The sequence below is a fragment of the Enterobacteriaceae endosymbiont of Donacia marginata genome (assembly GCF_012567685.1).
Classification (GTDB): domain Bacteria; phylum Pseudomonadota; class Gammaproteobacteria; order Enterobacterales; family Enterobacteriaceae.
In genome coordinates this window covers 403,208-428,800 of sequence record NZ_CP046184.1, presented here as the reverse complement: position 1 = coordinate 428,800, position 25,593 = coordinate 403,208, and the positions used below count along the sequence as shown (strand labels likewise).

The window sequence follows — 25,593 nt, the reverse complement described above, 5'->3', positions numbered from 1 at the left end:
ATTAATAAAATATTTATAAATTATATTTTTTATTATAAAACTAAAAAATTATTTTATAATTTTTGAATAATTTTAGTCAAATGTTCTATAGCATTTTTTTCATCTATTCCTGAAGTTTTTAAAATAATTAAAGTTCCTTTAGTTAACCCTAAAGTTTGAATTTTAAATAAACTTTTAGCATTTACTGTTTTTCCTTTAGATGTAATTGTAATATCTGATATAAAATTTTTAGCTTCTTTTACAAGAAGTGCTGCTGGACGGGTATGCAATCCATGATTATTATGAATAATAATTTCTTTTTGTAACATTATTTTTCCCTAATTTTAATATATTTAAAATAAATATATAATATTTAAAATATTAATTTTTAATTTATCAAATAAATAAAATTTATATTAGTAAATAATTTTTATATATTTAAAAATTTTATTTTATAAATAACATAGATAGATTATCTTGGCTACTAAATTTATTAAGATAAATATATTATCTATTTTATTTGTTATTACTAATAATATAGATCTAGATTTTAATATAAAAAATATTTTAATAAAATTTAAAATATATATTATGAATATAAGTTATTATTTATTTTATAAAAAATAAATATGAATAATTATATGTGTAATTGTTAAAATATTTATTTTAATATTGTAAAATAGTTTATTTATAAGGTTATTATATGAAAATGCAAATTTTTGATAAAAAATTTAATAAAAATAATATTTCAATTAAAACAATTTTATTTTTAATAAAAAAATATAAAACACCATTTTGGTTATATTGTGCTGAAAATATAAAAAATAAAATTTTACAATTAAAAAAATTTGATACAATAAGATTTGCACAAAAATCTTGTTCTAATATAAATATTTTAAAAATTATGAGATATGAAGGTGTTAAAGTTGATGCTATTTCATTAGGAGAAATAGAAAGAGCTCTAACTGCTGGTTATAATCCTAAAAAAAATAATGATATTGTGTTTACATCTGATATTTTTGATAAACAAACATTAAAACGTATTATTGATCTAAATATTACTGTAAATATTGGGTCAATAGATATGATACATCAATTAGGTAGTATTTCTAAAGGTCATAACATATGGTTAAGGATTAATCCTGGTTTTGGACATGGTCATAATAAAAGAACAAATACAGGGGGGGAAACAAGTAAACATGGAATTTGGTATACAGATTTAAAAAAATCAATTTATTTGATAAAAAAATATAATCTCAATTTAATTGGAATACATATGCATATAGGTTCAGGAGTTGATTATTATCATTTACAAAAAGTATGTAACTCAATGTTAAATAATGTATTAAAACCTTATATGCCAAAAATTGATATAATTTCAGCCGGAGGGGGGTTATCTATACCTTATAAAGAAAGAGATATAAAAGTAAATACTGATCATTATTTTAAATTATGGAATAATACAAGAAATATTATTAATAATTTTTTTAAAAAAAATATAAAATTAGAAATTGAACCAGGAAGATTTTTAGTAGCAGAATCAGGTATTTTAATTTGTCAAGTATGTGCTATAAAAAATATAAAAAAAAAAAGATTTGTTATAGTAGATGCTGGTTTTAATGATTTAATTAGACCTGTAATGTATGGTAGTTATCATTATATATCTGCAATTTCTTCTAAAGGTAAAGATATGTCTAATGATTTAAAAATTAATACTATTGTCGCAGGACCTTTATGTGAATCAGGAGATATATTTACACAATTAGATAATGGTGAAATTTCATATTTTATGTTACCTATAGTTAATTTAGGTGATTATTTAATTTTTCATGATACTGGTGCATATGGTGCATCAATGTCTTCTAATTATAATAGTAGACCTTTAATACCTGAAATTTTGATTGAAAATAATATTCCTAAAATTATTAGACGTCGTCAGAAAATACAGGAATTAATTAATTTAGAATTATTTTAAAAAAATTTTTAATAATTATTCTTTAATAAAGAATTTAAAAAATTTTTTTTAAAATATAAAGCTTTTGGAGGAACAGATATAGTTTTACCTAAATTATTTATAGTTTTAGTAAAAGATTTTTTTTTACCTTTATTTTTTATTAATAAAATATAACCATTATAAGAATTTATATTTTTTATTTTTCCTAAAATTAATAATTTTATTAAATTAGACCAATCATAATTTAATTTTATTTTATCATCTATAGTTGGTATCCAAAAAAATGGTTTACCTATTCTTCTTTTAAGAATAGGAGTATTTATATTTTTAATAATAATAGGTATCCATAAAATTTTAGATAATTTATTATATAATTTACTTTTATAAAAGTAAAAAAGATTTTTATTCACTAAAGGTAAAGAACAAATAAAACTATTATTTATACTTTTATTATTTAAATTAATAGTTATTGTTTTAATTTCTATACCAAGATATGGTATATCTTGATTAGATAAATTATTTTTTTTTTTACCTATTAAATAAAATTCTATTAATTTTCCTATTATTCCTTTATCTTTTTTAGTATTATCAGATATTTTATAATTTAACCATCTTGCAATATCTATTATATAATATCCTGTTATTAATTTTGCTCTTAAAAACAAAATATTTTCATTAGGAATAAAAGTAGAAAAAATTTCTCTCATATTTTAACATAAATTATATTTATAAATAAATATGTTGTATAATATATTAATAAAATCAATTAATCTATATTAAAATGTATAAAAAATATTTTTTATTTCCAAACATAAACCCAATTTTTTTAAAAATAAATAAAATAAATATTTACTGGTATGGAATTATGTATTTTCTTAGTTTTATTTTAGTAAAAAAAATTTCTTATATAAGAAATAAAAATAATAATTTCTGGAAAAAAGAAGAAATTAATAATTTATTATGTTTCTGTTTTTTAGGTTTATTATTAGGAGGTAAGATAGGATGTGTATTATTATACAATACACATTTTTTTATAAAAAATCCAATTATTTTAATAAAAGTTTGGACAGGAGGGATGTCATTTTTTGGTGGGTTAATAGGAACTATTATAGTTATATTTTATATTTCTTATATAAAAAAAAAAAAATTTTTACAAATTACAGATTTTATAGTACCTATGATACCTATTGGTATTGGAATGGGAAGAATAGGAAATTTTATTAATAGTGAATTATGGGGAAAAGTAACAAATGTTCCATGGGCTATTATATTTCCTAATTCAATTAAAAAAGATCTAATTTATCTAAAAAAAAATTTAAAATATAAAAAAATTTTTATACAATATGGTAATTTACCTAGACATCCAACACAAATTTATGAATCTTTATTAGAAGGTATAATGTTATTTTTAATATTAAATATAATTTTTAAAAAAAATATATTTACAGGATATAAATCTATTTTATTCCTACTTTTTTATGGTATAATAAGATTTTTTATTGAATATTTTAGAGAACCAGATATTCAATTTAATTTATTTAAAAATTATATTATTTTAACTATTGATCAATTATTTTCAATAATTATGATAATTAGTGGAATAATTTTATTTATAAAAAAAAAATCATTTAATTAAATATAAATTAATATGTTTACAAGCTATTATTCGAATAATATTAATATTTTATTAGATATAATAAAAATACAAATTAAAAAAAACCCTTTAAAAAATCCTTTAACTCCAGAAATAATTTTATTTGATCAACATAAAAATTTTTCTAAATTAATTAAGATTTATTTTTCAAAAATTTTAGGAATATATAGTAATATTGAATTTATTTCTTTTGATAAATTTATTTGGAATACTTTTATAAAAATTATACCTAATATATCTAAAAATAATATTTTATATAAAGAAAATATTACTTGGCTAATATTATTATTAATTCCTAAATTAATAGCTACTCAAGAATTTATAAATTTTAAAAAAAAATTTGGATCTAAAATTAGAAATTTTGATTATTTATTTCAAATATCTACTCAAATTTCTAATTTATATAATGATTATCAAAAATATCAACCAGAATTATTATTTTTATGGGAAAAAAATAAAATTTTTTCATCTTTAAATAATGAACATCAAATATGGCAAGCTAAATTATGGAGAGAAATATTAAAATATTATAAAAATAATCTTAATAAAAAATTATGGTATTGTAGTAAATTATTTTTTTTTTATGAAAATTATAAAAAAAAAATATTATTTAAATATAATTTAATTCCAGAAAGAATTTTTGTATTAGATATACAAAATATTCCTTTAATATATTTAAATTTATTAAAAAAAATAGAAAAATATGTAGAAATACATATTTTAATATGTAATCCTTCTAAATACTATTGGGGTAATATTTCCGAAAATATTAATCTAAATAAAAAAAAAAATATTAATTTTAATAGATTATTATTTTCTTGGGGTAATTATTGTTTAAATAATATAAATAAATTAATAAATTTATCATCTAGATATATTGAAACTTATATAGAAAATAAAAATCTAAGTTTATTAGATAATATAAAAAATGATATCTTGTATTTAAATGAAAATAATTTAAAATATAAAAAAAAAATTAATTCTTTAGATAAATCTATTCAGGTAAATATCTGTGAAGATCTTTATACTGAAACAAAATTATTATATAACAATATATTATATATTTTAAAAAAAAATCCAAATTATTTTTTACACGATATTATCGTTGTATCACCTAATTTAGAATTATATGTTCCATATATTAATGCAATATTTAAAAATATTAATATACCTATTAATATATATTCTAACCGAGATAAAATAAAAAATTTAGATATTTTAAATAAATTTTTATTCTTATTAAAAATACCATATAAAAATCTAACTCCTAAAGAAATATTTTTTTTATTAGATGATTATTATATATCTAATAAATTTTTTTTAAATAAAGATGATTTAGAATATTTACATTATTGGATAAAAGATTTAGGAATTAAATATGGTTTAAATATAAAAAATTTTCATAATATTAATTTACCTAAAGATCAATATACATGGAAATTAGGTATTTATCGTATTTTTTTAGGTTTTGTTTTAAATCAAAATATAGGTAAATGGAAAAATTTAATTCCATATAATATATCTCTTGGATTATCAAAAGAATTAATAGGCAAATTTCTTTATTTTTTAATTCAATTAGAAAAATGGAAAAATAAACTTAATAAAAAATATTTTTTAAAAAAATGGAAAAATATTTTATTAAAACTTTATCAAAATTTTTTTCCTAAAAATAAATTTATAGATAAAAATATATATTTCATTATAAAGAAAATTTTTTTATTTCTTGATCAAGGTATTAATTTAAAATATAAAAAAAAAATTTCAATTGAAATAATTATAAAAAAAGTTCAATTTTTTATCAAAAAAAAACATAAAAATTTTTTATTTTCTATAAATAAACTTAATTTTTGTTCTTTAAACATATTTCAAAATATATTTTTTAAACAAATTTTTCTAATTGGAATGAATAATGATTATTTTCCAAAAAAAAAATATCCTATTATTTTTGATTTATTAAAAAATAATATTTATAAAAATAATTATTTAGATAAAGAAAAAAATTTATTTTTAAAAATAATTATTTCTACAGAAAATAAATTATTTATTAGTTATACTGATAACAATAAAATTAATAATAATATATCTAGTATAGTAAAAAAATTATTATTATATATTTCTAAAAATTATTTTTTTAAAAAAAAAATAATTAATAATAATATTATTAAATATTTTAATCGGGATTATAAAAGTAAATATATTCATTTTTTTAATAAAAAAGAATTTAATAATAATATTGTTATTAACAATATTATTGTTAAAAAACCTATAAAAATTAATAAATTAAAAATTAATAATCTTATTAATTTTTGGAAACATCCAATCAAAGGATTTTTTAATCAAAAATTAAAAATATATTTAAAAAATTTAAATCAAATAAAAGTATCTAATACGGAACCATTTACAATTAATTATTTACAAGAATATATTATAAATAAAAAAATATTACGTACATTAATTTTAAATGAAAATATTAATGATTTATATTATTTTTATTTAAATAATGGAGTTTTGCCTTATGGGTATTATGGAGAAATATGGTGGGAGGAAAAAATATATAAAATTAATCAAATATTTAATTATAAATTTCAAAAATATAAATATATAGAAAAAACTTATATAATTAATTTAAAAATTTTAAATATTTTTTTAAGAGGAAAAATAAAATTTTTTCAATATAAAAAAGGTTTAATTAAATTTGAACCTAAAATAATAGATATTAAAACTATTATTAGTCTTTGGCTTAAACATTTAATTTTATGTGCAAATAATATTGATAATGAAAAAATAAATTTATTTATTTATGGTTTTAAAAAAACCAAATATAATTTCAAATTTTTAAAAAAAAATAAAGCTATTTTTTTATTAGAAAAATATATAAATGGTTATTTATCTGGTATAAATCATCCTATTTTTTTACCTATGAAAAGTTCTTGGATTTGGATAAATACTTGTTATGATAAAATAAAAAAATGTATTAATAATGATTTATTCATACAAAAACAAGCAAAAAAAAATTTTTTTTATTATTGGAATAATAATAACTTTATTAATGAAAATAATGATCCATATTTTAAAAAATTAAATTTTGATTTAAATGAAAAAGAATGGATAAGAATTACAAAAATAATAAAAAAATGGATGAATGATTTATTATATTATAATAATTAATTTAAATTTAATAAAATGATAAAAAAAATAATAAAATTAAAAGAATTTGATCCGTTTAAAGAAAATTTACAAGGACAATATCTTATTGAAGCATCTGCTGGTACTGGAAAAACATTTACTATTATTATTTTATATTTAAGAATGCTTTTAGGTTTACATCAAAAAAATTATAATGGACTTCCATTAACTGTGGAACAAATTTTAGTAGTAACTTTTACTGATATTGCAACACAAGATTTATGTAAAAGAATTAAAAAAAGTATTCGTATCTTAAGAAAGGGATGTTTAGAAAAAAAAAGTAAATATGATATTATAAATTATTTTATTAAAAAAATTAAAGATCATAAAATAGCTCATAATTTATTATTAAAAGCTGAATTAAATATGCATAATGCATCTATTTATACAATACATTCTTTTTGTCAAAAAATTTTAAATTTTAAAAATTATGAAATTTATGATTTTTTTTCTAATAAAAAAATTATTAGTGATGAATCAATTTTACAGCAAGAAGCTTCTGTTAATTTTTGGAGAAAATATTTTTATAATTTACCAAAAAAAATAGCAAGAATAATTTTTTCTTATTGGAAAAATCCTTTTGATTTATTAAATACATTAACCCCTTTTTTATTAAAAAAACCTTTTCCAAAAATTAAAAATTTAATTAAAAATAAAGATTTTTATATACAATTTTATAAAAATATAAAATATATTAAAATAATAAAAAAATATTGGATAAAATATAAAAATAATATATTTAATATTATTACTAATTCTAGTGTAAATAAACATATTTATAATCAGAAATTAATAAATAAATGGATAAATATTATTGATTTATGGACTTTTACAGAAAGTAAAGATAATTTTTATCCTCAGGAATTATCTAAATTTTCTCAAAAATTTTTAATTAATAATACAATTAATAATACTAAAATACCAAAATATATATTATTTAAATATATAGATATTTTTTTGCAAAAATTTAATGATTTAAAATTTTTAATAATTTTAAAAGCTATAAAATATATAAATAAATATACCACAAAAAAAAAAAAAATTAAAAATGAGATAAGTTTTAATGATTTATTAATTATTTTAAATAAAGGATTAAATAGCCCATTTGGTATAAAAATTGCAAAAGATATAAAAAAATTATTTCCTGTAATATTAGTTGATGAATTTCAAGATACAGATATACAACAATATAATATTCTAAAAAAAATTTATATTAATAAATTAAATAGTATAATTATACTAATTGGTGATCCTAAACAAGCTATTTATTCTTTTAGAGGAGCTGATATTTTTACCTATTTAAAAGCTTCATTTGAAATAAAAAAATGTTATACATTAAAAAATAACTGGCGTTCTTCTAGAACTATGGTAAATAGTATAAATAAAATTTTTTCTAATAGATCTTATCCTTTTTTATTTAAAAATATTATTTTTTATCCCCTTAGATATACAACTAAAAAATTAAATTATAATTTTATTATTAATAAAAAAATTATACCTGGTATAACTTTCTGGTTTATTAATAAAACTATTGATATTAATGCATATAAACAAAAAATAGCATATACATGTGCATATGAAATATGTCAATTAATAATTTTGGGAGAAAAAAATAAAGTATTTTTTCAAAAAAATTATAAAAATCAAAAAATTAAAATTTCAGATATAACAGTTTTAGTAAGAAATCGTTTTGAAGCTTCTATTTTACAAAAAGAATTTATTAAATTTAAACTACCTTCTATTTATTTATCTGATACAGATAATATTTTTGAAAAAGAGGAAACAAAGGAATTAATTCTATTATTAAAAACTATTTTAAAACCAAATAAAGAACAAAAAATTATTAATATTTTATCAAGTACATTATTTAATGTTAATTTATCTTTTTTTATAGAGAATAAAGAAAAAAATTATATAAAAAAAATAATTGATAAATTTATTAATTATAAATCTATTTGGGAAAAATATGGTATTTTAACTATGTTAGAAACAATATTTATAAAAGATGTTCTTTTTTATAAAAAAAATACTATTAATAATTTTATAGAAAAAAAAATAAAAAATATTTTATATTTAGGAGAATTAATTCAAATATCATGTATAAATATGATAAATTGCAAGCAAATTATAGAATGGTTATCACAACAAATTGTAAATACTAATAAAAATTTATTAAATAAACAAGTAAAATTACATTATGATGTTAATAAAATAAAAATTATGACAATACATAAATCAAAAGGATTACAATTTCCTATTGTTTGGTTACCATTTATTTCTTCAAATATTATAGATTCTATAAATAAAGATGCAGTTATTTATCATGACAGAAAAAATTTTAAATCAATTTTAGATTTTAAAAAAGATAAAGAAAGTAAAATCTTCTTTTTAGAAGAATCACTTGCTGAAAATTTAAGACTATTATACGTTTCATTAACAAGATCAATTTTCCATTGTAGTATTGGAATTGCTAATATCAAATTTTTTAATTTAAAAAAATTAAATTTATATTTAAAATATTTTAATGCTTTAGATTTTTTACTTAAAAAAAAAAATAATATCTCCAATATACAATTGGAAAAAATTTTAAATAATTTAAAAAATAATGATATTTCAATTAAAATAATAAAAAAAAAAAACTTAATAAAAATAGATGATAAAATTCTAAAAAAACCAAAAAAAAAATTATTATTTACACATAAAATTAATAATTTCTTTTTTAAAAATAAAATAATATCTAATTTTTCTAAAATAAAAAAACAACAAAATATTAATTTTAATTATTTAAATAATATAAAAAATATATTTATAAATCCAAATAAAAATCAATTTAAAAAAACACAATATAATTTTCCACATGGTAAAAAAATAGGTATTATATTACATAAGATTTTAGAAAAATTAGATTTTACCCAAATAATCTCTAGAAAATTTATTAAAGAAGAATTAATAAAAAAAAACATTAATTTTACCTGGCATATTATGTTAACTAATTGGTTTAATAATATTTTAAAAAAACCAATAAGTAATAAAAATATTATTTTAAATAAAATAGATAATAAAAATAAAAAAACAGAATTTAAATTTTATTTATCTATAAAAAAAACATTTTCATCCACAAAATATAATAATTGTATAAGTAAATATGATATAATTTCTTATAATTTATATAAATTAAAATTTAAAGTAATAGAAGGATTTTTATCAGGTATAATTGATCTAATTTTTTTATGGGAAAAAAAATACTATATTATAGATTATAAATCTACTTGGTTAGGTAATGATCATAAAAAATATAAAAAAAAATATATTCAAAATGATATATGTTTAAATCGTTATGATATACAATATCAAATTTACTCTTTAGCTTTACATAAATATTTAAAATATCGTATTAGTAATTATAATTATAAAAAACATTTTGGAGGAGTAATATACCTCTACATTAGAGGTATTAATAATAAAAAAAATCAAAATGGTATTTGGATAACAAAACCATCTTTAAAATTAATTAATGAATTAAATAAGCTATTCATTTAAATTTATTTGTAAAATATTAAGACAAAATATATGCAATATTTTTTTAAAAAATTATGTGAAATAGGTATTATTAGATTAATTGATTTTTATTTAGCATCTATATTAATACCAGAAGAACAAAAATATTTAAAATATTCAATTACATTACTTAGTAATAGTATTAGTAAAGGTAATATTTGTTTACCAATATCTAAATTATATTTAAATATTGATATTAAAAATCAAAAAAATATCTTTTTTATAAAAAAAATAAAAGAAATAAATCAAATTACAAATTGGAAAAACATATTATATCAAAATAAAGAAATTATTAGTAATGGTAAAAAAATTACCCCTATTATTTTAGAAAATAATTGTCTTTATTTATATAAATTATGGGATGAAGAAAATACAATAGTAAAAAATTTTCTTAAAAATAAATTTATACTTATAAACCAAGATAAAATTAAAAATATATTAAAATTTTTATTTATTAATAATAATAAAAATGATTTTTTTCACAAACAAGCTATTTGTGCTGCTTTAACACATAAGATTAGTATTATTAGTGGTTCTCCAGGTACCGGGAAAACAAGTATAGTATCTAAAATAATTTTTACATTTATAAAAATTTTTAATTATCCTTTTAAAATTAGGGTTGCGGCCACTACTGGCAAAGCTTCTGTAAGGCTAACCCAATCTATAAATAATTTTTTTAAAAAAATATCTTTAAATTTAATAAATAAAAATGAAAAAAAAAATATTCCTAGTAAAGCAACTACTATACATAATTTATTAAAAATGAAAATTTATACTGAAGAAACTCTATATAATCATCAAAATAAATTAGATTTAGATCTATTAATAATAGATGAAGCATCTATGATTAATGTTAATTTAATGTCTATTATTTTAAAATCTTTATCTAAAAAAACCAAATTAATATTATTAGGAGATGAATATCAATTACCTTCAATAGAATATGGTAATATGTTTAAAGATTTATGCTATTTTAAAAATTTTTTTTTTACAAAAGAATATTTTATATGGTTAAATATGATAAATAATAATAAATTACAAGAAAATAATAATATCCCAAAATTTTTTTTCCGTAATTTTATTACTGTACTACAACATAATTATAGATATTTAAATAGTTCTGGTATTAATAAATTAGCTTTAATGATTAAAAATGGAGATATTAAAAAAATTAAAGAATTATTTTTATTAAAAAAATATACTGATATTAATTATATTAATATTTTGAATGAAAAAAAATATAAATTAATGATTAACTCATTTATTAATGAGTATAAAAAATATTTTATATTTTTAAAAAAAAATAATAATCACAAAGATATTTTAAGAAAATTTAATTCTTATCAAATTATATGTGCAATTAAACATGGTTTCTTTGGTACAAAAATAATTAATAATATTATAGAAAAAGAATTATTTAATAAAAAATTTTTAATAAATAATATTTTTTATAATAATTGGTATATAGGTAGACCTATTATTATTAATCAAAATAATAATTTTTTAAATTTATTTAATGGAGATATTGGAATTACTTTTTTTGATGAAAATGATAAAAAATTAAAAGTCAAATTTTTATTATCTAATAGTAAATATCAAATAATATCTATTAAAAATTTACCATCTTATGATATAGCTTATGCAATAACTACACATAAAGCTCAAGGATCAGAATTTGAAAATATATCATTAGTATTACCAAATAAATTTTATCCTATTTTAACTAGAGAATTAATTTATACTGCAATTACAAGAGCTAAAAAAAAAATAAATATTTATAGTCATAAATCAATTTTTTATAAAGCAATAAAATCAAAAATTAAAAGATTTTCTAATATTAAAAAAAAAATAATTAACTATTTAGAAAATAGTTATTTATAATTTGTTTTATTTTAAATTTTTTAAAGTAATCTTTCTTTAATTCTAGCTGCTTTACCTGTTAATTTTCGTAAATAATACAACTTTGCTTTTCTTACATGACCTGTTTTTTTTATTATAATAGAATTAATTATTTTAGAATATAAAGGGAAAACTCGTTCTACTCCAATACCATTGGATAATTTTCTAATTGTAAAAGAACAATTAAAACTATTTCTTTTAACTAAAGAAATAACAATACCTTCAAAAGTTTGAAGTCTTTTTTTTAAACCTTCAACAACCCAAATTTTTATTTCTAATGTATCTCCAGATCTAAATATAGGATATTTATTATAATTTTTTATTTGTTCTTTTTCTACATAAGAAATGATATTATTCATTTTTAACTCCATAAAATTATTTGTTTTTAAAATAATATTTTTTAAAATTTTGAAATAAAATTTTTTCTTTTTTTGTTAGTTTTTTTTTTCTTAATAAATCAGGTCTTTTTAACCAAGTTATTCCTAAAGATTGTTGTAATTTCCATTCTTTTATTTTTTTATGGTTTCCTGATAATAATATAGATGGTACAGTATTTTTTTTTAAATTTTTAAGTACTTTCGGATAAGTATAATTAGGAGCATCTAATAAACCATTATTAAAAAAAGAATCAGTCTGACTAGATGACATATTATTTAATACACCTGGTATTTGTCTTACTATTGTATCTAATAATATCATCGCAGGTAATTCTCCTCCACTTAAAATATAATCACCAATAGATACTTCTTCATCTACAAAATTATTAATAACCCGTTCATCTATCCCTTTATATCTTCCACAAATAAATATCATTTTATTATATGATAATAATTTTTTAATATAAGAAATATTAATTTTTTTACCTTGGGGAGATAGATAAATTATTTTAACATTATTTTTCATCTCTATTTTTGCTTTATAAATAGATTTTATTAATGGTTCTGCTTTTAATATAATTCCTCCCCCACCTCCATAAATATTAGAATCTATTTTACTAAATTTATTTTTTATAAAATCTCTAGGATTCCAAAAACTAATATTTAGTAATTTTTTTTTTATACTCTTATTAATTAATCCATATTTTATATATGTTTTAAACATCTCTGGAAATAAACTAATAATACTAATCCACATAATTGTTATTTTTTTGTTTTAAAATTATTAATTCCAATTTACTTTAATAATATTATTAATTAAATCTATATTTTTAATTATATGAGGTTCAATAAAAGGAATTAATATTTTTTTTTTTATATATAAGTTATTAGGTTGAATAATAAGTATATCATATAATTTGGTCGTCACTATATTGATAACTTTACCTAAATAAATTTTATTATTTAATATATAACATCCAATTATATCATGCCAATAATATTCTTTTTTTTTTTTATATTTTATTAATTCATTTTTAAAAATATAAATTTTATGATTAATAAATTTAATAGTATCTTGATTTTTATAAAGATTATTAATCTGAACAATAAAATATTTTTTTTTATTTTTATATTTATTAAATTTTATAAAAAAAATATCTTTCATATGATTAATAATAAATAATTTTTTATATAAAAAAATATTTTTTTTGTCTTCAGTATAAGAAAATAATCTAATCCATCCTTTAATACCATAAATTTTACCAAATTTACCTAAAATTATTTTTTTATTTAAAAGATTCATGAATAAATTTATAAATTTATTTTATTAAACTATGTACTCTTTTTGAGAGAATAGCACCTTTAGATAACCAAAAATTAATTCTATCTTTATTAAATGTTATTATTTTTTTTTTAGAATTTTTTTTAGAGTTAAAAGGATTAAAATAACCTAATTTTTCTATAAAACGGCCATCTCTAGAATTTCTACTATCAGTAACAATTATTTTATAAAAAGGTTTTTTTTTTATTCCTTTTCTAGATAATCTAATTTTAATCATATTTATTCCTATTTTTTAAAATTAAAAAAATTTTTTACATATTTTATTATTTTATTAATATTATTATTTTTTTTCATTTTTTTATTAATTAATTTCATTTGATTATATTGTTTTAGTATAACATTTATTTTTAAAATAGATACTCCTGATCCTAATGATATTCTTTTTTTTCTAGAGTAATTAAGTATATCGACATTTTCTTTTTCTAGAGTAGTCATAGATTGCATTATTGCTTTAATATTATTTATAGTTGAATTATCTATATTCATAATATTAATTATAGGATTTATAGGATACTGAATATTATTTATCTTCATTTTATTTAATAAAAACGAAATATTTTTATTACCTATTGATTTTATTTGTTCTAATTGGTCTAAAAAATCTTTTAAATTTAATGTTTTTTTACTTTTTAATTTATTAATTATTTCTTGATTTTTTTTTAAATTAATTTTTTTTTTAATATTCTCAATAATATTTAATTCAGAAGACATGCCTAAAATTTTAGCAGCAATTATTTCAGGGGAAAATATTGCAATATTATTTATTTTTTCCCCATTACCAACAAATTTAATAGGTTTTTTTATAATATATTTTGTAGATAAAAAAGCTCCTCCTCTAGTATCACTATCTGCTTTAGTTAAAAAAATTCCTGTTATTGGTAATAATTCATTAAATTTTTTAGCACTATTAATTGAATCTTGTCCTGTCATTGCATCTATAACGAATAAAATTTCTATAGGAGATAATAAATTAGAAATATTTTTTATTTCTTTCATCATTTTATTATCAATATGTAATCTACCTGCTGTATCTATAATTAGAATATCATAAAAGTTTGTCTTAGCATAATTTAATACATTTTTAGATATTTCTATTGGAGACATATCTGAATTTATTTTAAAAAAATTAATTTTTACACTTTGTGCTAAAATATTTAATTGTTGTATCGCAGCTGGTCTATATATGTCTGTTGATGCTACTAAGACCTTTTTTTTATATTTTTTTTTTAAAAAATATGCTAATTTTATAACACTCGTTGTTTTACCTACACCTTGTAGTCCGATAAATAATATTACCGCGGGAGGTTGAATTGCAAGATTAATATTTTTATCAGAAGAATCCATTATTTTTATTAAATTCTTATGTATTAATTTTATAAATTCTTGTCCTGGAGTAAAATTATTATTAATTTTTTTACCAATAGCTTCTTTTTTAATTTTTTTAATAAAATCTTTAGTTACTTCTAATGCAACATCAGCTTCTAATAGATTAATATATATTTCATCTAAAGTATCTTTAATATTTTTTTCTGTTAAACGTCCATAATTTCTAATTCTTGATAATATTTTAGATAATTTATTACTTAAATTTTCAAACATTTACATTCCTCACATAAATTTTATTTTTTTTCAAAAAGTATTGTTTTAATTTAAAAAATTAATTATTAATTTCCTAAGACTAAAAAACATAAATTTATTTTAAAAATAAAATAAATTTTCATAAAATAAAATGATAAAAAATAAAGAATTAGAAATTATTATTAATAATAAATTAAATACTAATTTTAGTATACAAGATTATATACCGAATGGATTACAAATAGAAGGCAAAAAATATATAAAAAATATTATAATGGGTGTTAGTGCTTGTCAAAAATTATTAGATATTGCTGTAAAATTTAAAGCAGATGCTATTATAGTTCATCATGGATATTTTTGGAATAATGAATCTTTAATAATTAAAGGATCTAAAAAAAAAAGAATATTTACAATTTTAAAAAATAATATTAATTTATATAGTTGGCATCTTCCTTTAGATATTAATCACAAAATAGGAAATAATATTTATTTATCTAAAATTTTAGATATAAATTTTAAAGGTAAAATTAATCCTTTTGTTTTTTATGGATATTTAAAAAATAAAATTAGTATAAAAGAATTTCTTTTTATTATAAAAAATAAATTAAATAGAACTCCATTACATTTTGGAGAAAATGCGCCAAAAAAAATTTATAAAATTGCTTGGTGCAGTGGAGCAGGACAAAAATTTTTAGAAGAAGTTATAAACTATAATATAGATGTTTTTATTACAGGAGAAGTATCTGAAATGAATTTTCATATTGCTAACGAAAATAAAATTCATTTTATTAGTGCTGGTCATCATGCAACTGAAAAAGGTGGTGTTATTATGTTAGGTAATTGGTTAAAAAAAAAATTTAAATTAAATGCTAATTTTATTAATATACCTAATCCAGTATAAAAAATAATATTTTTTATTTTTAACTAAATTTTTAATTTCTAATTTAAATTTAAAAAATAATTAATTAAAATTAATAATTTTATAAAAAAGGAATTATTTTGAATAAAAAATTAAATTTAATATCACTTACATCATTAGTTCTTAGTTCTATGTTAGGAGCTGGAGTATTTAGTTTACCCCAAAATATGGCTATTATTGCTGGACCTTTTGCTTTATTAATAGGATGGGGAATTACTGGGATTGGTATTATTTTTTTGGCTACAACATTATTATTATTAAATAAAATAAAACCTAATCTTCAAGGAGGAATTTTTTCATATGCAAAAGATGGTTTTGGCAACTTAATTGGATTTTATTCAGCATGGGGATATTGGTTATGTGCTGTTATTGCAAATGTTTCTTATTTAGTTATTGTTTTTTCTGCTATTAGTTTTTTTATTGACACGCCAAAACATACCATTTTTAGTAATGGTAATACATGGCAATCTATGTTAGGAGCATCAATTTTATTATGGTTAATTCATTTTTTATTACTTAATGGAACACAAACTGCATCTATTATTAATATAATAACTACATTATGTAAATTAATACCTTTAAGTATCTTTATAATTTTATCTTTTGTTGTTTTTAATTTTAAAACATTTAAAATAGATTTAATGGGATATTATTTAAATAATTCTCTTTTAAAACAGATTAAAGATACAATGTTAATTACTTTATGGGTATTTATTGGTGTAGAAGGTGCTGTTATTTTATCATCTAGAGCAAAAAATAAAAATGATGTAGGGAAAGCTACTTTATTAGCAGTAATTATTGCATTATTTATATATTTGTTAGTAACTATATTATCTTTTGGGATTATGAATAGAATAGATCTAGCAAGCATGAAAAATCCTTCAATAGCAGGGATAATGACAATTTTAATTGGTAAATTTGGTAATTTATTTACTGCAATGGGACTTATTATATCAGTATGTGGAGCTTATTTAAGCTGGACTATTATGGCAGCTGAAGTTCCATGGATCGCTTCTAAAAATAATATATTTCCTAATATATTATCTAAACAAAATGATAATAATGCGCCATCATATGCTTTATGGTTTACTAATATTAGTATGCAAATATGTTTAATATTAATCTGGATATCTAAAATAGATTATAATAAATTATTAACTATTGCATCTGAAATGATATTAGTACCATATTTTTTAGTAGGTGCATATTTATTAAAAATATCTTTTATAAAAAAAAATAAATTTAATATTTTTATAGGATTAGGTTCTTGTATATATTCTATATGGTTATTATATGCAGCAGGATTTTTAAATTTATTATTATCGTTAGTCTTATATATTCCTGGCCTAATATTTTTAGTATTAACTAAAATTAATAATCCAAATATTTTATTTTTAAATAAAATAGAAAAGTTTTTTTGTTTTATTTTATTATTAGTATCTTTTTATTCTTTATATTTTTTAATGAGATAATGATAATAAAGTACAATATGACTGTTATATAACTTATAAAATAACAGTCATAAAATAATAATAAAATTACAATTTAAAGTTTTTAAATTTTTTAATATCTACTGTAGAATCAATTTGTCCAATTAAATAAGAACTTACTTCTACTTCTTGAGGTGCCATTTGGACGTTATCTGATATTAACCAAGAATTAATCCATGGAATAGGATTTTTTTTTATAGAAAATGGACTTTTTAACCCAACTTTTCCCATTCTAATATTAGTAATATATTTAATATATTTACATAAAATATTTTTATTTAATCCAATCATTGATCCATTACAAAAAAGATATTCTGCCCATTTTTGTTCTTGTATTGATGCATCAAGAAATAATTGATAACATTGTTTTTGACATTCAATTGCAATTTTTGCCATATCTTTATCTTCTTCACCCTTTTGCATTATATTTATAATATATTGAGTTCCTATTAAATGTAAATATTCATCACGTGCTATTAACCTAATAATTTTAGCATTACCTTCCATTAATTCTCTTTCAGCAAAAGCAAATGAACATGCAAAACTTACATAAAATCTTATAGCTTCTAAAATGTTAACACTCATTAAACATAAATATAATTTTTTTTTTAAATCATATAAATTAATATTTATTTTTTTTTTATCAAATATAAAATGACCTTCACCAAATAAATGCCAATAATTAGTTGTTTTAATTAATTCATCATAATATTTAATAATATCATTTGTACGAAGAATAATATTATTATTAGTAACAATATCATCAAAAATTATTGATGGATCATTTACGATATTTCTAATTATATGTGTATATGATCTAGAATGTATTGTTTCAAAAAAAGACCATGTTTCTATCCACGTTTCTAATTCTGGAATAGAAACAAGGGGGAGTAATGCTATATTAGGACTTCTTCCTTGAATTGAATCTAATAAAGTTTGATATTTTAGGTTACTAATAAATATATGTTTTTCATTTTTTGGTAAATTTTGATAGTGGATCTGATCATATGATATATCTATTTCTTCAGGTCTCCAAAAAAAACTTAATTGTTTTTCAATTAAATTTTCAAATATATAATGTTTTTGTTGATCATAACGTGCAATATTTACAGATTGACCAAAAAACATAGGTTCTTTTAATTGATTATTTTTTTTTTTTGAAAAAGTAGTATAACTCATTTAATTATCCGAATAATAATAAATTTATTTAAAATTAAATTACACAAGATCCATTTACACATCCATTATTACTTTGTAATATGTTTTCATTTTGATTATCTTTAGCTCCATCTCTAGTATTTTGATAGTACAAAGTTTTAATTCCTAATTTATATGAAAATAGTAAATCTTTTAATAATTGTTGCATAGGTATTTTATTTTTATTAAAACGACTAGGATCGTAATTTATATTTGAAGAAATAGATTGATCAATAAATTTTTGCATTATTCCTATTAAATTTAAATATCCGTTATTATTAGGTATATTCCATAGTAATTCATATTTTTTTTTTAATTTTAAAAATTCAGGGACTACTTGTTTTAAAATACCATTCTTAGATGTTTTTATACTAATAAATCCTCTGGGAGGTTCAATACCATTAGTGGCATTAGATATTTGAGAAGAAGTTTCAGATGGCATTAAAGCTGATAAGGTAGAATTACGTAATCCATATTTTTTTATATTTTTTCTTAATTTTTCCCAATTATAATGTAATTTTTCTGTATGAAGATTATCAATAAATTTTTTATAAGTATCAATAGGTAATATTCCTTTTGAATAATTTGTATCTTTAAATAAAGGACAAGATCCTTTAATTTTAGCTAAATTATTAGATGCTTTTAATAAATAATATTGTATAGTTTCAAAAGTTTTATGTGTTAGATTATTTGCACTATTATCAGAATAACGTACATTATTTTTTGCCAAATAATATGCAAAATTAATTACTCCTATACCCAATGGCCTACGACCTAAGGCAGAATTTTTTGCAGCAGGAATTAAATATTTTTGATAATCTAATAAACAATTTAATGCTCTTACTATTAAATCTGATAACTTTTTTATTTCTTTTAAATTTTTAATTTGTCCTAAATTGATAGCAGCTAATGTACACAATCCTATTTCGCCATTAGGATCATCAATTTTATGTAAAATTTTTGTAGGAAGAGTAATTTCTAAACAAAGATTTGATTGTCTTATTGGAGCTATTTTAGGATTAAATGCAGAATGAGTATTACAATGATCAACATTTTGAATATATATTCTTCCTGTTGAGGTTCGTTCTTGCATCATTAACGAAAATAAATTTACAGCACTAATTTTTTTTTTTCTAACTTTAATATTTTTTTCATATTTTTCATAAAGATCATTAAATTTTTTTTGATTTGAAAAAAAATATTCATATAAATCAGGAACATCTGAAGGACTAAATAAAGTAATTATTTCTCCATTAATTAAACGTTGATATAATAATTTATTAATTTGTACTCCATAATCAAGATGTCTAACTCTATTAGTTTCAATGCCTCTATTATTTTTTAAAACTAATAAATTAGTAATTTCTAAATGCCATAAAGGATAAAATAATGTTCCTGCTCCACCTCTAACACCTCCTTGAGAACAAGATTTAATTGCTGTTTGAAAATGTTTATAAAATGGAATACATCCAGTATGTAATGCTTCTCCATTTCTAATTGGACTACCTACTGCACGAATTCGGCCTGCATTAATACCAATACCTGCTTTTTGAGAAACATATTTTACTATACTACTAGTGGTAGCATTAATTGAATCAATATTATCTCCACATTCAATTAAAATACATGAACTAAATTGTTTAGTACATGTTCTAACACCAGACATAATTGGGGTAGGTAAAGAAATTTTAAACTTAGAAATAGCATCATAAAAAAATTTTATATAATTTATTCTTTCATTAGATGGATATTTAGCAAATAAACAAGCTGCAATTAATATATATAAAAATTGTGCACTTTCATATATTTTCCCTGTAATTCTATTTTTAACTAAATATTTTCCTTCTAATTGTTTTACTGCCGCATATGAAAAGTTCATATCACGATTATGATCAATAAAATTTTCCATTAAATAAAAATCTTTTTTTGTATATTCTTTTAAAAGAAATTTATCATATTTTTTTAAATGTACCATTTTTTTAATATGAACATATAATTTTGGAGGAATAAATGTCCCATACGCTTCTTTTCTCAAATATGAAATAGCTAATCTAGCTGCCATATATTGATAATCAGGATTTGTTTCTGAAATAAAATCTGCTGTAATTTTAATTAAAATATTATGAATATTTGTTGTATTAATTTCATTATATAATTGTAAATATAATTGTTTTTTTATTTGTGATAAAGATATTTTTTGTAAATTTTTTGCCGCCCGTGATAATAGTAAATTTATTTTATTTATATTTATTAATTCTTTATAACCATTTCTTTTTATAACAAATAAATTTTGTTTCATATATAAAACCTTTTAAAAAAATATTAATAATATTTATTAATAAATTTAAAAATATAATTTAATAAAAATTCGTTTTAGAAAAAATTAGTTAATTTAAAAAAAACAAAAAAAAAAGATCTTTATCTTTAATAAGATTTTTATTTAAAATTAATAGATTTTACTAAATTTTTTAGATTATTTATATCATTATTTTTTTTAATAAAAGTATAATAAATAATATAAATTATAATAATATTATATTTTTATATAAAAAAATATATATATTATTTTTTATCAGATAAAATTATTATTTATTTTACAAAACTTAAAATATTTATTAATAAAGATTATTATAATCTATTAAAATATAAATATTTTATATATTAGATTTAATTTTTTTAAAAATTATTTATAAAAATTAAAATTATTAATTAAACTAATATTATTTAATTAAATTTTTTAATTACATATATTATTTTCTAAAAATAATTTTTTTTTTATAAAATTAAATATAAATTTAATTAAATAAAATATTTTTTTATATTTTAATATATATTATTATATTTTTCTATTTTAGAACAAAAATTGTTAGTAATTATTTATTATTTTAAAATAACTAATATAAATAATTTTTATTAATTATAATAAATTAAATAATCTTTATTATTTTAATAAAAAATTGAATATATAAAATTGTATTTAAAATAATTTTTTATTATGTAAATTATTTTTTAATAATTTTCTATTTATTAATAGATGTTTTCTATTATTTATTTTATAAAAATTATTATTTTTAAATTTTTTCAGTAAAAAATAAAAATAAATATTTCTATATGTAATTTTTAAATATGATTTTTAATGTAAATTTTTTAATTTTTTTATAAATTAAATTTATGTTTTTTAAAATAATTTATAACATCATATTAAGATCATATTAATTTAATTTTATAAATGAAAAATTTTTTAATTATAATATTACAATTAATATTTCTTTTAAACTTTATTATTTATTAATTTTATTATAATTAACTTATAATTATAGTTTTTAATAAAATTATTCATTTTGAACTTTATATAAATAAAACTATTATTTTTAATTTTTTATAAAAAATCATTTTTTTATTTATGAAATTAATAATGTTATTTTTTATCTATTTTATGATTCTGATTTATACAACTAAAAGAATTAATTTGATATTTTTTATTTAAAATTATATTTTCTATTATTGAATAGGAAGTATTCTATAATCGTTTGTAAGAATATTATTTTTTAGTATACACCTTTTACTTATTATTACTCTATTTCCTAATTTCACAAAATTTTTAATTAATACATATTCTTCTATTATAATATCTAATCAATATTTTAAAGAACCTTATAAATTAAATCTATTTGTACTTAAAATTTTAAGTTCATTAATAAGTAATTTTTTAATTTGTTTTTTTTGATATAATTTTTCTAATTGTGTTAATTGATTATTATTAATATCTTTAATTTCTATTAAATTTTTAAAATTTATACATCTAATATTTTTTTTATCTTTATAAGATAAATTAATAATATCAATAATATAAAACTCTGATTTTAAATTATTATTATTAATTCTATTAATTTATTTATTTTAAATAAATAATATTAATAATCAATATCCCAGTATTAATATTTTTAATTCTTTTTAATTTGTTTCTATATGTTTAATAATACCAATTATATCTCTATTTTTGTTACATAAATTTTACCATATTCTTTAGAATTATTTATTGTTACTGAAAATACAGAAATACCTTTTTTAGGTTTTTCATTATAATAATTATATTATTGTTTTTTTAAAATTAGAGGAACATCTCTATATAATATTAAAATATCTTTATTTTTATTAAAATTTAACAAAAATTATTTTACAGTACCTCCAAAGTTAATATATCCATTTAATATATGTTTCATTTTTTAAAAACTTATTAAGTTTTTCTTTATCAAAACCATATACGATATGGTATATTGTTAATTAAATTATTAATATTTTTTAATGTTTCAAGAATATATTGAATTAAAGTTTTCTATATAAAGTTAAAGTATATAATACTCTAGATAAAGTAAAATATATACGATTTCCTTTGGAAAGTAGTAAGAATACTAATATCTAGAGATTGAAATTTTTTTTTAACATACATTATGTATTTCTTTTAATTAAATTTAAATATTTAATAATAAGTTTTATTTATATATATTATTAAATTTAATTAAATATTTTTAATTACTTTTTTAAATTTAAATATATTAATTATTTTTAGTTTTTAATAAATAAATTAAAAGTATTGAAATGTCGGCAGGTGTTATACCAGGTATTCTAGAAGCTTGGCCAAGGTTAAAAGGTTTATATAAGTTAAATTTATCTATTGCTTCATTTGATAAACTTTTTATATTAAAATATTTAATATTTATTGGTATTAATATTTTTTCATTTTTTTTAAATTTTTTTATAAATTGTTCTTGTCTTTTTATATATCCTTGATATTTTAGTTCTGTCTCAATATACTTAATAGTTTCTAAATTTTTTATTTTAAAATTAAAAATATTTAATTTTATTAAATCTAAACAATTAATTTCAGAACGTTTTAATAAATTTATACCATTTATATTATTTTTAATAGGATTTTTTAATAAAAGATTAATTTTTTTAATATTTTTTTTGTCATTATAATTAAGATAAAAATTTTTAATTTTTTGATATTCTTTTTCAATATTTTCTAATTTCTCATTAAATTTTTGCCAACGTAAATTATCAACTAAACCTAATTTATATCCTATTTCTGTTAATCTGATATCTGCATTGTTTTCTCTTAAAAGTAATCTATATTCTGCTCTAGAAGTAAACATCCGATACGGTTCTTTTGTACCTAAAGTACATAAATCATCTATTAATACTCCAATATATGCTTGATTTCTTAATGGATACCAGTTTTTTTTTTTATCAATTAAAAGAGAAGCATTTAATCCAGCTATTAATCCTTGTGCCGCAGCTTCTTCGTACCCAGTAGTACCATTAATTTGTCCTGCAAAAAATAATCCTTTTATAAATTTACTTTCCATTGTAGGTTTTAATCCTTTAGGATCATAGAAATCATATTCTACAGCATATCCTGGTCTTGTAATATATGCATTTTCTAAACCTTTAATAGATTTTATAATAGTAAACTGCATATCAAAAGGAAGACTAGTAGAAATACCATTAGGATATATCTCATAACTAAATATACCTTCTGGTTCTAAAAATATTTGATGTTGATCTTTATTAGGAAATTTAATAATTTTGTCTTCAATAGAAGGACAATATCTAGGCCCTTTACTTTTAATTAACCCAGCATATATTGGGCTTTGAATAATATTATCTATTATTATTTGATGTGTATTTTTATTAGTATATGTAATATAACAAGGTAATTGTTTAGGATGTTGTTCAGCATTACCGATAAAAGAAAAATAAGGTAAAGGAATATCACTATTTTGTATTTCTAATTTAGAAAAATCAATACTTCTTTTATCAATTCTAGGAGGAGTACCTGTTTTTAATCTTCCCTTTTTTAAGGGTAATTCATTTAAAAAATTGGCTAAGTCTGTAGATGAGGAATCATTAATTCGACCACCATTAAATTTATTATTTAATCCAATAAAAATTTTACCATTTAAAAAAGTACCAGTAGTTAAAATTACAACTTTTGCATTTATAATATCATTATTTTTAGTAAGAATACCTATTATTTTATAATTTTTAATTATTATTTTTTTTACTTCTTGTTGGAAAAAAAATAAATTTTTTTCTTTACTTAAAAGTAATTTAATTTGAGATTTATATATTTCTCTATCCGCTTGTGCTCTTGTTGATTGAACTGCGGGACCCTTACTACTATTAAGTATTTTAAAATTAATTCCAGAATAATCAATTGCTGTGGCCATTATCCCATTTAATGCATCTATTTCTTTTACTAAATGACTTTTACCAACCCCACCTATTGCTGGATTACAAGACATTTGCCCTATTGTATCTAAATTATTTGTAATTAAGAGCGTTTTTTTTTTCATTTTTGCACTAGCGATAGCAGCTTCTGTTCCAGCATGTCCTCCACCTACAACTATTACATCAAATTTATTAAAATCATACATACAATATTTACCTTATTTAA

The 25,593-nt window shown here is 17.4% G+C and carries 17 protein-coding genes; 7 read left to right on the top strand and 10 right to left on the bottom strand.

The window, feature by feature from the left end:
* Nucleotides 1-53: 53 nt before the first annotated feature.
* Complete coding sequence (locus tag GJU04_RS02085) at nucleotides 54-308, bottom strand: HPr family phosphocarrier protein (RefSeq protein ID WP_168893233.1); 255 nt, start codon at nucleotides 306-308, stop codon at nucleotides 54-56.
* A 380-nt stretch (nucleotides 309-688) separates the two neighbouring features.
* On the opposite strand from GJU04_RS02085, the gene lysA reads away from it, so the two are divergent.
* Entirely contained in the window at nucleotides 689-1,954 is a 1,266-nt protein-coding gene (lysA, locus tag GJU04_RS02080) for a diaminopimelate decarboxylase (RefSeq protein ID WP_168893286.1), read from the top strand.
* Nucleotides 1,955-1,962: 8 nt separating this feature from the next.
* On the opposite strand, the gene GJU04_RS02075 is transcribed toward lysA, so the two are convergent.
* Complete coding sequence (locus GJU04_RS02075; RefSeq protein WP_168893232.1) at nucleotides 1,963-2,640, bottom strand: MutH/Sau3AI family endonuclease; 678 nt, start codon at nucleotides 2,638-2,640, stop codon at nucleotides 1,963-1,965.
* Nucleotides 2,641-2,714: 74 nt separating this feature from the next.
* Here GJU04_RS02075 and lgt point away from each other — a divergent pair, with 74 nt between their 5' ends.
* From lgt to recD, 4 genes are read left to right on the top strand one after another with little or no spacing between them, the layout of a single operon-like run.
* Complete coding sequence (gene lgt / locus GJU04_RS02070) at nucleotides 2,715-3,569, top strand: prolipoprotein diacylglyceryl transferase (RefSeq protein WP_168893231.1); 855 nt, start codon at nucleotides 2,715-2,717, stop codon at nucleotides 3,567-3,569.
* Between the two features lie 12 nt (nucleotides 3,570-3,581).
* Complete coding sequence (locus tag GJU04_RS02065; protein ID WP_168893230.1) at nucleotides 3,582-6,755, top strand: exodeoxyribonuclease V subunit gamma; 3,174 nt, start codon at nucleotides 3,582-3,584, stop codon at nucleotides 6,753-6,755.
* A gap of 15 nt (nucleotides 6,756-6,770) precedes the next feature.
* A complete protein-coding gene (gene recB / locus GJU04_RS02060; RefSeq protein ID WP_168893229.1) occupies nucleotides 6,771-10,313 on the top strand; it encodes an exodeoxyribonuclease V subunit beta in 3,543 nt (1,180 codons plus the stop codon).
* 30 nt (nucleotides 10,314-10,343) lie between these two features.
* Nucleotides 10,344-12,212, top strand: a complete 1,869-nt coding sequence (gene recD / locus GJU04_RS02055; protein WP_168893228.1) for an exodeoxyribonuclease V subunit alpha — start codon at nucleotides 10,344-10,346, stop codon at nucleotides 12,210-12,212.
* A 20-nt stretch (nucleotides 12,213-12,232) separates the two neighbouring features.
* On the opposite strand, the gene rplS is transcribed toward recD, so the two are convergent.
* The 5 genes from rplS to GJU04_RS02030 are packed head-to-tail and all read right to left on the bottom strand — an operon-like array spanning nucleotide 12,233 to nucleotide 15,548.
* Nucleotides 12,233-12,589, bottom strand: coding sequence for a 50S ribosomal protein L19 (rplS, locus tag GJU04_RS02050; RefSeq protein ID WP_168893227.1), 357 nt, complete (start codon nucleotides 12,587-12,589; stop codon nucleotides 12,233-12,235).
* Between the two features lie 16 nt (nucleotides 12,590-12,605).
* Entirely contained in the window at nucleotides 12,606-13,364 is a 759-nt protein-coding gene (gene trmD / locus GJU04_RS02045) for a tRNA (guanosine(37)-N1)-methyltransferase TrmD (protein ID WP_168893226.1), read from the bottom strand.
* A gap of 27 nt (nucleotides 13,365-13,391) precedes the next feature.
* Complete coding sequence (gene rimM, locus GJU04_RS02040) at nucleotides 13,392-13,910, bottom strand: ribosome maturation factor RimM (protein WP_168893225.1); 519 nt, start codon at nucleotides 13,908-13,910, stop codon at nucleotides 13,392-13,394.
* 16 nt (nucleotides 13,911-13,926) lie between these two features.
* Nucleotides 13,927-14,166 carry a 30S ribosomal protein S16 gene (gene rpsP, locus GJU04_RS02035; protein WP_168893224.1) on the bottom strand — a complete coding sequence of 80 codons (240 nt, stop codon included), beginning with the start codon at nucleotides 14,164-14,166 and terminating at the stop codon, nucleotides 13,927-13,929.
* A gap of 8 nt (nucleotides 14,167-14,174) precedes the next feature.
* Nucleotides 14,175-15,548, bottom strand: a complete 1,374-nt coding sequence (locus GJU04_RS02030) for a signal recognition particle protein (RefSeq protein WP_168893223.1) — start codon at nucleotides 15,546-15,548, stop codon at nucleotides 14,175-14,177.
* Between the two features lie 133 nt (nucleotides 15,549-15,681).
* Here GJU04_RS02030 and GJU04_RS02025 point away from each other — a divergent pair, with 133 nt between their 5' ends.
* Both GJU04_RS02025 and GJU04_RS02020 read left to right on the top strand, forming a co-directional pair.
* The gene (locus tag GJU04_RS02025; RefSeq protein WP_168893285.1) at nucleotides 15,682-16,428 is read left to right on the top strand and encodes a Nif3-like dinuclear metal center hexameric protein; all 747 of its coding nucleotides are present in this window, start codon (nucleotides 15,682-15,684) and stop codon (nucleotides 16,426-16,428) included.
* Nucleotides 16,429-16,526: 98 nt separating this feature from the next.
* Nucleotides 16,527-17,918: a basic amino acid/polyamine antiporter gene (locus tag GJU04_RS02020; protein WP_168893222.1), complete on the top strand. Its 1,392-nt coding sequence runs from the start codon at nucleotides 16,527-16,529 to the stop codon at nucleotides 17,916-17,918.
* A 66-nt stretch (nucleotides 17,919-17,984) separates the two neighbouring features.
* On the opposite strand, the gene nrdB is transcribed toward GJU04_RS02020, so the two are convergent.
* The 3 genes from nrdB to mnmG form a co-directional block, all read right to left on the bottom strand.
* Nucleotides 17,985-19,115, bottom strand: coding sequence for a class Ia ribonucleoside-diphosphate reductase subunit beta (gene nrdB / locus GJU04_RS02015; RefSeq protein ID WP_168893221.1), 1,131 nt, complete (start codon nucleotides 19,113-19,115; stop codon nucleotides 17,985-17,987).
* A 34-nt stretch (nucleotides 19,116-19,149) separates the two neighbouring features.
* Nucleotides 19,150-21,432: a class 1a ribonucleoside-diphosphate reductase subunit alpha gene (nrdA, locus tag GJU04_RS02010; RefSeq protein WP_168893220.1), complete on the bottom strand. Its 2,283-nt coding sequence runs from the start codon at nucleotides 21,430-21,432 to the stop codon at nucleotides 19,150-19,152.
* A 2,257-nt stretch (nucleotides 21,433-23,689) separates the two neighbouring features.
* Nucleotides 23,690-25,573, bottom strand: coding sequence for a tRNA uridine-5-carboxymethylaminomethyl(34) synthesis enzyme MnmG (gene mnmG / locus GJU04_RS02000; RefSeq protein WP_168893218.1), 1,884 nt, complete (start codon nucleotides 25,571-25,573; stop codon nucleotides 23,690-23,692).
* Nucleotides 25,574-25,593 lie beyond the last annotated feature (20 nt).

Bases quoted from the DNA above. Each gene is read 5' to 3' on its own strand.
- rplS (WP_168893227.1), bottom strand. From the start codon at position 12,589: ATGAATAATATCATTTCTTATGTAGAAAAAGAACAAATAAAAAATTAT.
- trmD (WP_168893226.1), bottom strand. From the start codon at position 13,364: ATGTGGATTAGTATTATTAGTTTATTTCCAGAGATGTTTAAAACATAT.
- GJU04_RS02075 (WP_168893232.1), bottom strand. From the start codon at position 2,640: ATGAGAGAAATTTTTTCTACTTTTATTCCTAATGAAAATATTTTGTTT.
- GJU04_RS02030 (WP_168893223.1), bottom strand. From the start codon at position 15,548: ATGTTTGAAAATTTAAGTAATAAATTATCTAAAATATTATCAAGAATT.
- rpsP (WP_168893224.1), bottom strand. From the start codon at position 14,166: ATGATTAAAATTAGATTATCTAGAAAAGGAATAAAAAAAAAACCTTTT.
- GJU04_RS02085 (WP_168893233.1), bottom strand. From the start codon at position 308: ATGTTACAAAAAGAAATTATTATTCATAATAATCATGGATTGCATACC.
- lgt (WP_168893231.1), top strand. From the start codon at position 2,715: ATGTATAAAAAATATTTTTTATTTCCAAACATAAACCCAATTTTTTTA.
- recB (WP_168893229.1), top strand. From the start codon at position 6,771: ATGATAAAAAAAATAATAAAATTAAAAGAATTTGATCCGTTTAAAGAA.
- nrdB (WP_168893221.1), bottom strand. From the start codon at position 19,115: ATGAGTTATACTACTTTTTCAAAAAAAAAAAATAATCAATTAAAAGAA.
- recD (WP_168893228.1), top strand. From the start codon at position 10,344: ATGCAATATTTTTTTAAAAAATTATGTGAAATAGGTATTATTAGATTA.
- rimM (WP_168893225.1), bottom strand. From the start codon at position 13,910: ATGAATCTTTTAAATAAAAAAATAATTTTAGGTAAATTTGGTAAAATT.
- GJU04_RS02065 (WP_168893230.1), top strand. From the start codon at position 3,582: ATGTTTACAAGCTATTATTCGAATAATATTAATATTTTATTAGATATA.
- mnmG (WP_168893218.1), bottom strand. From the start codon at position 25,573: ATGTATGATTTTAATAAATTTGATGTAATAGTTGTAGGTGGAGGACAT.
- nrdA (WP_168893220.1), bottom strand. From the start codon at position 21,432: ATGAAACAAAATTTATTTGTTATAAAAAGAAATGGTTATAAAGAATTA.
- lysA (WP_168893286.1), top strand. From the start codon at position 689: ATGCAAATTTTTGATAAAAAATTTAATAAAAATAATATTTCAATTAAA.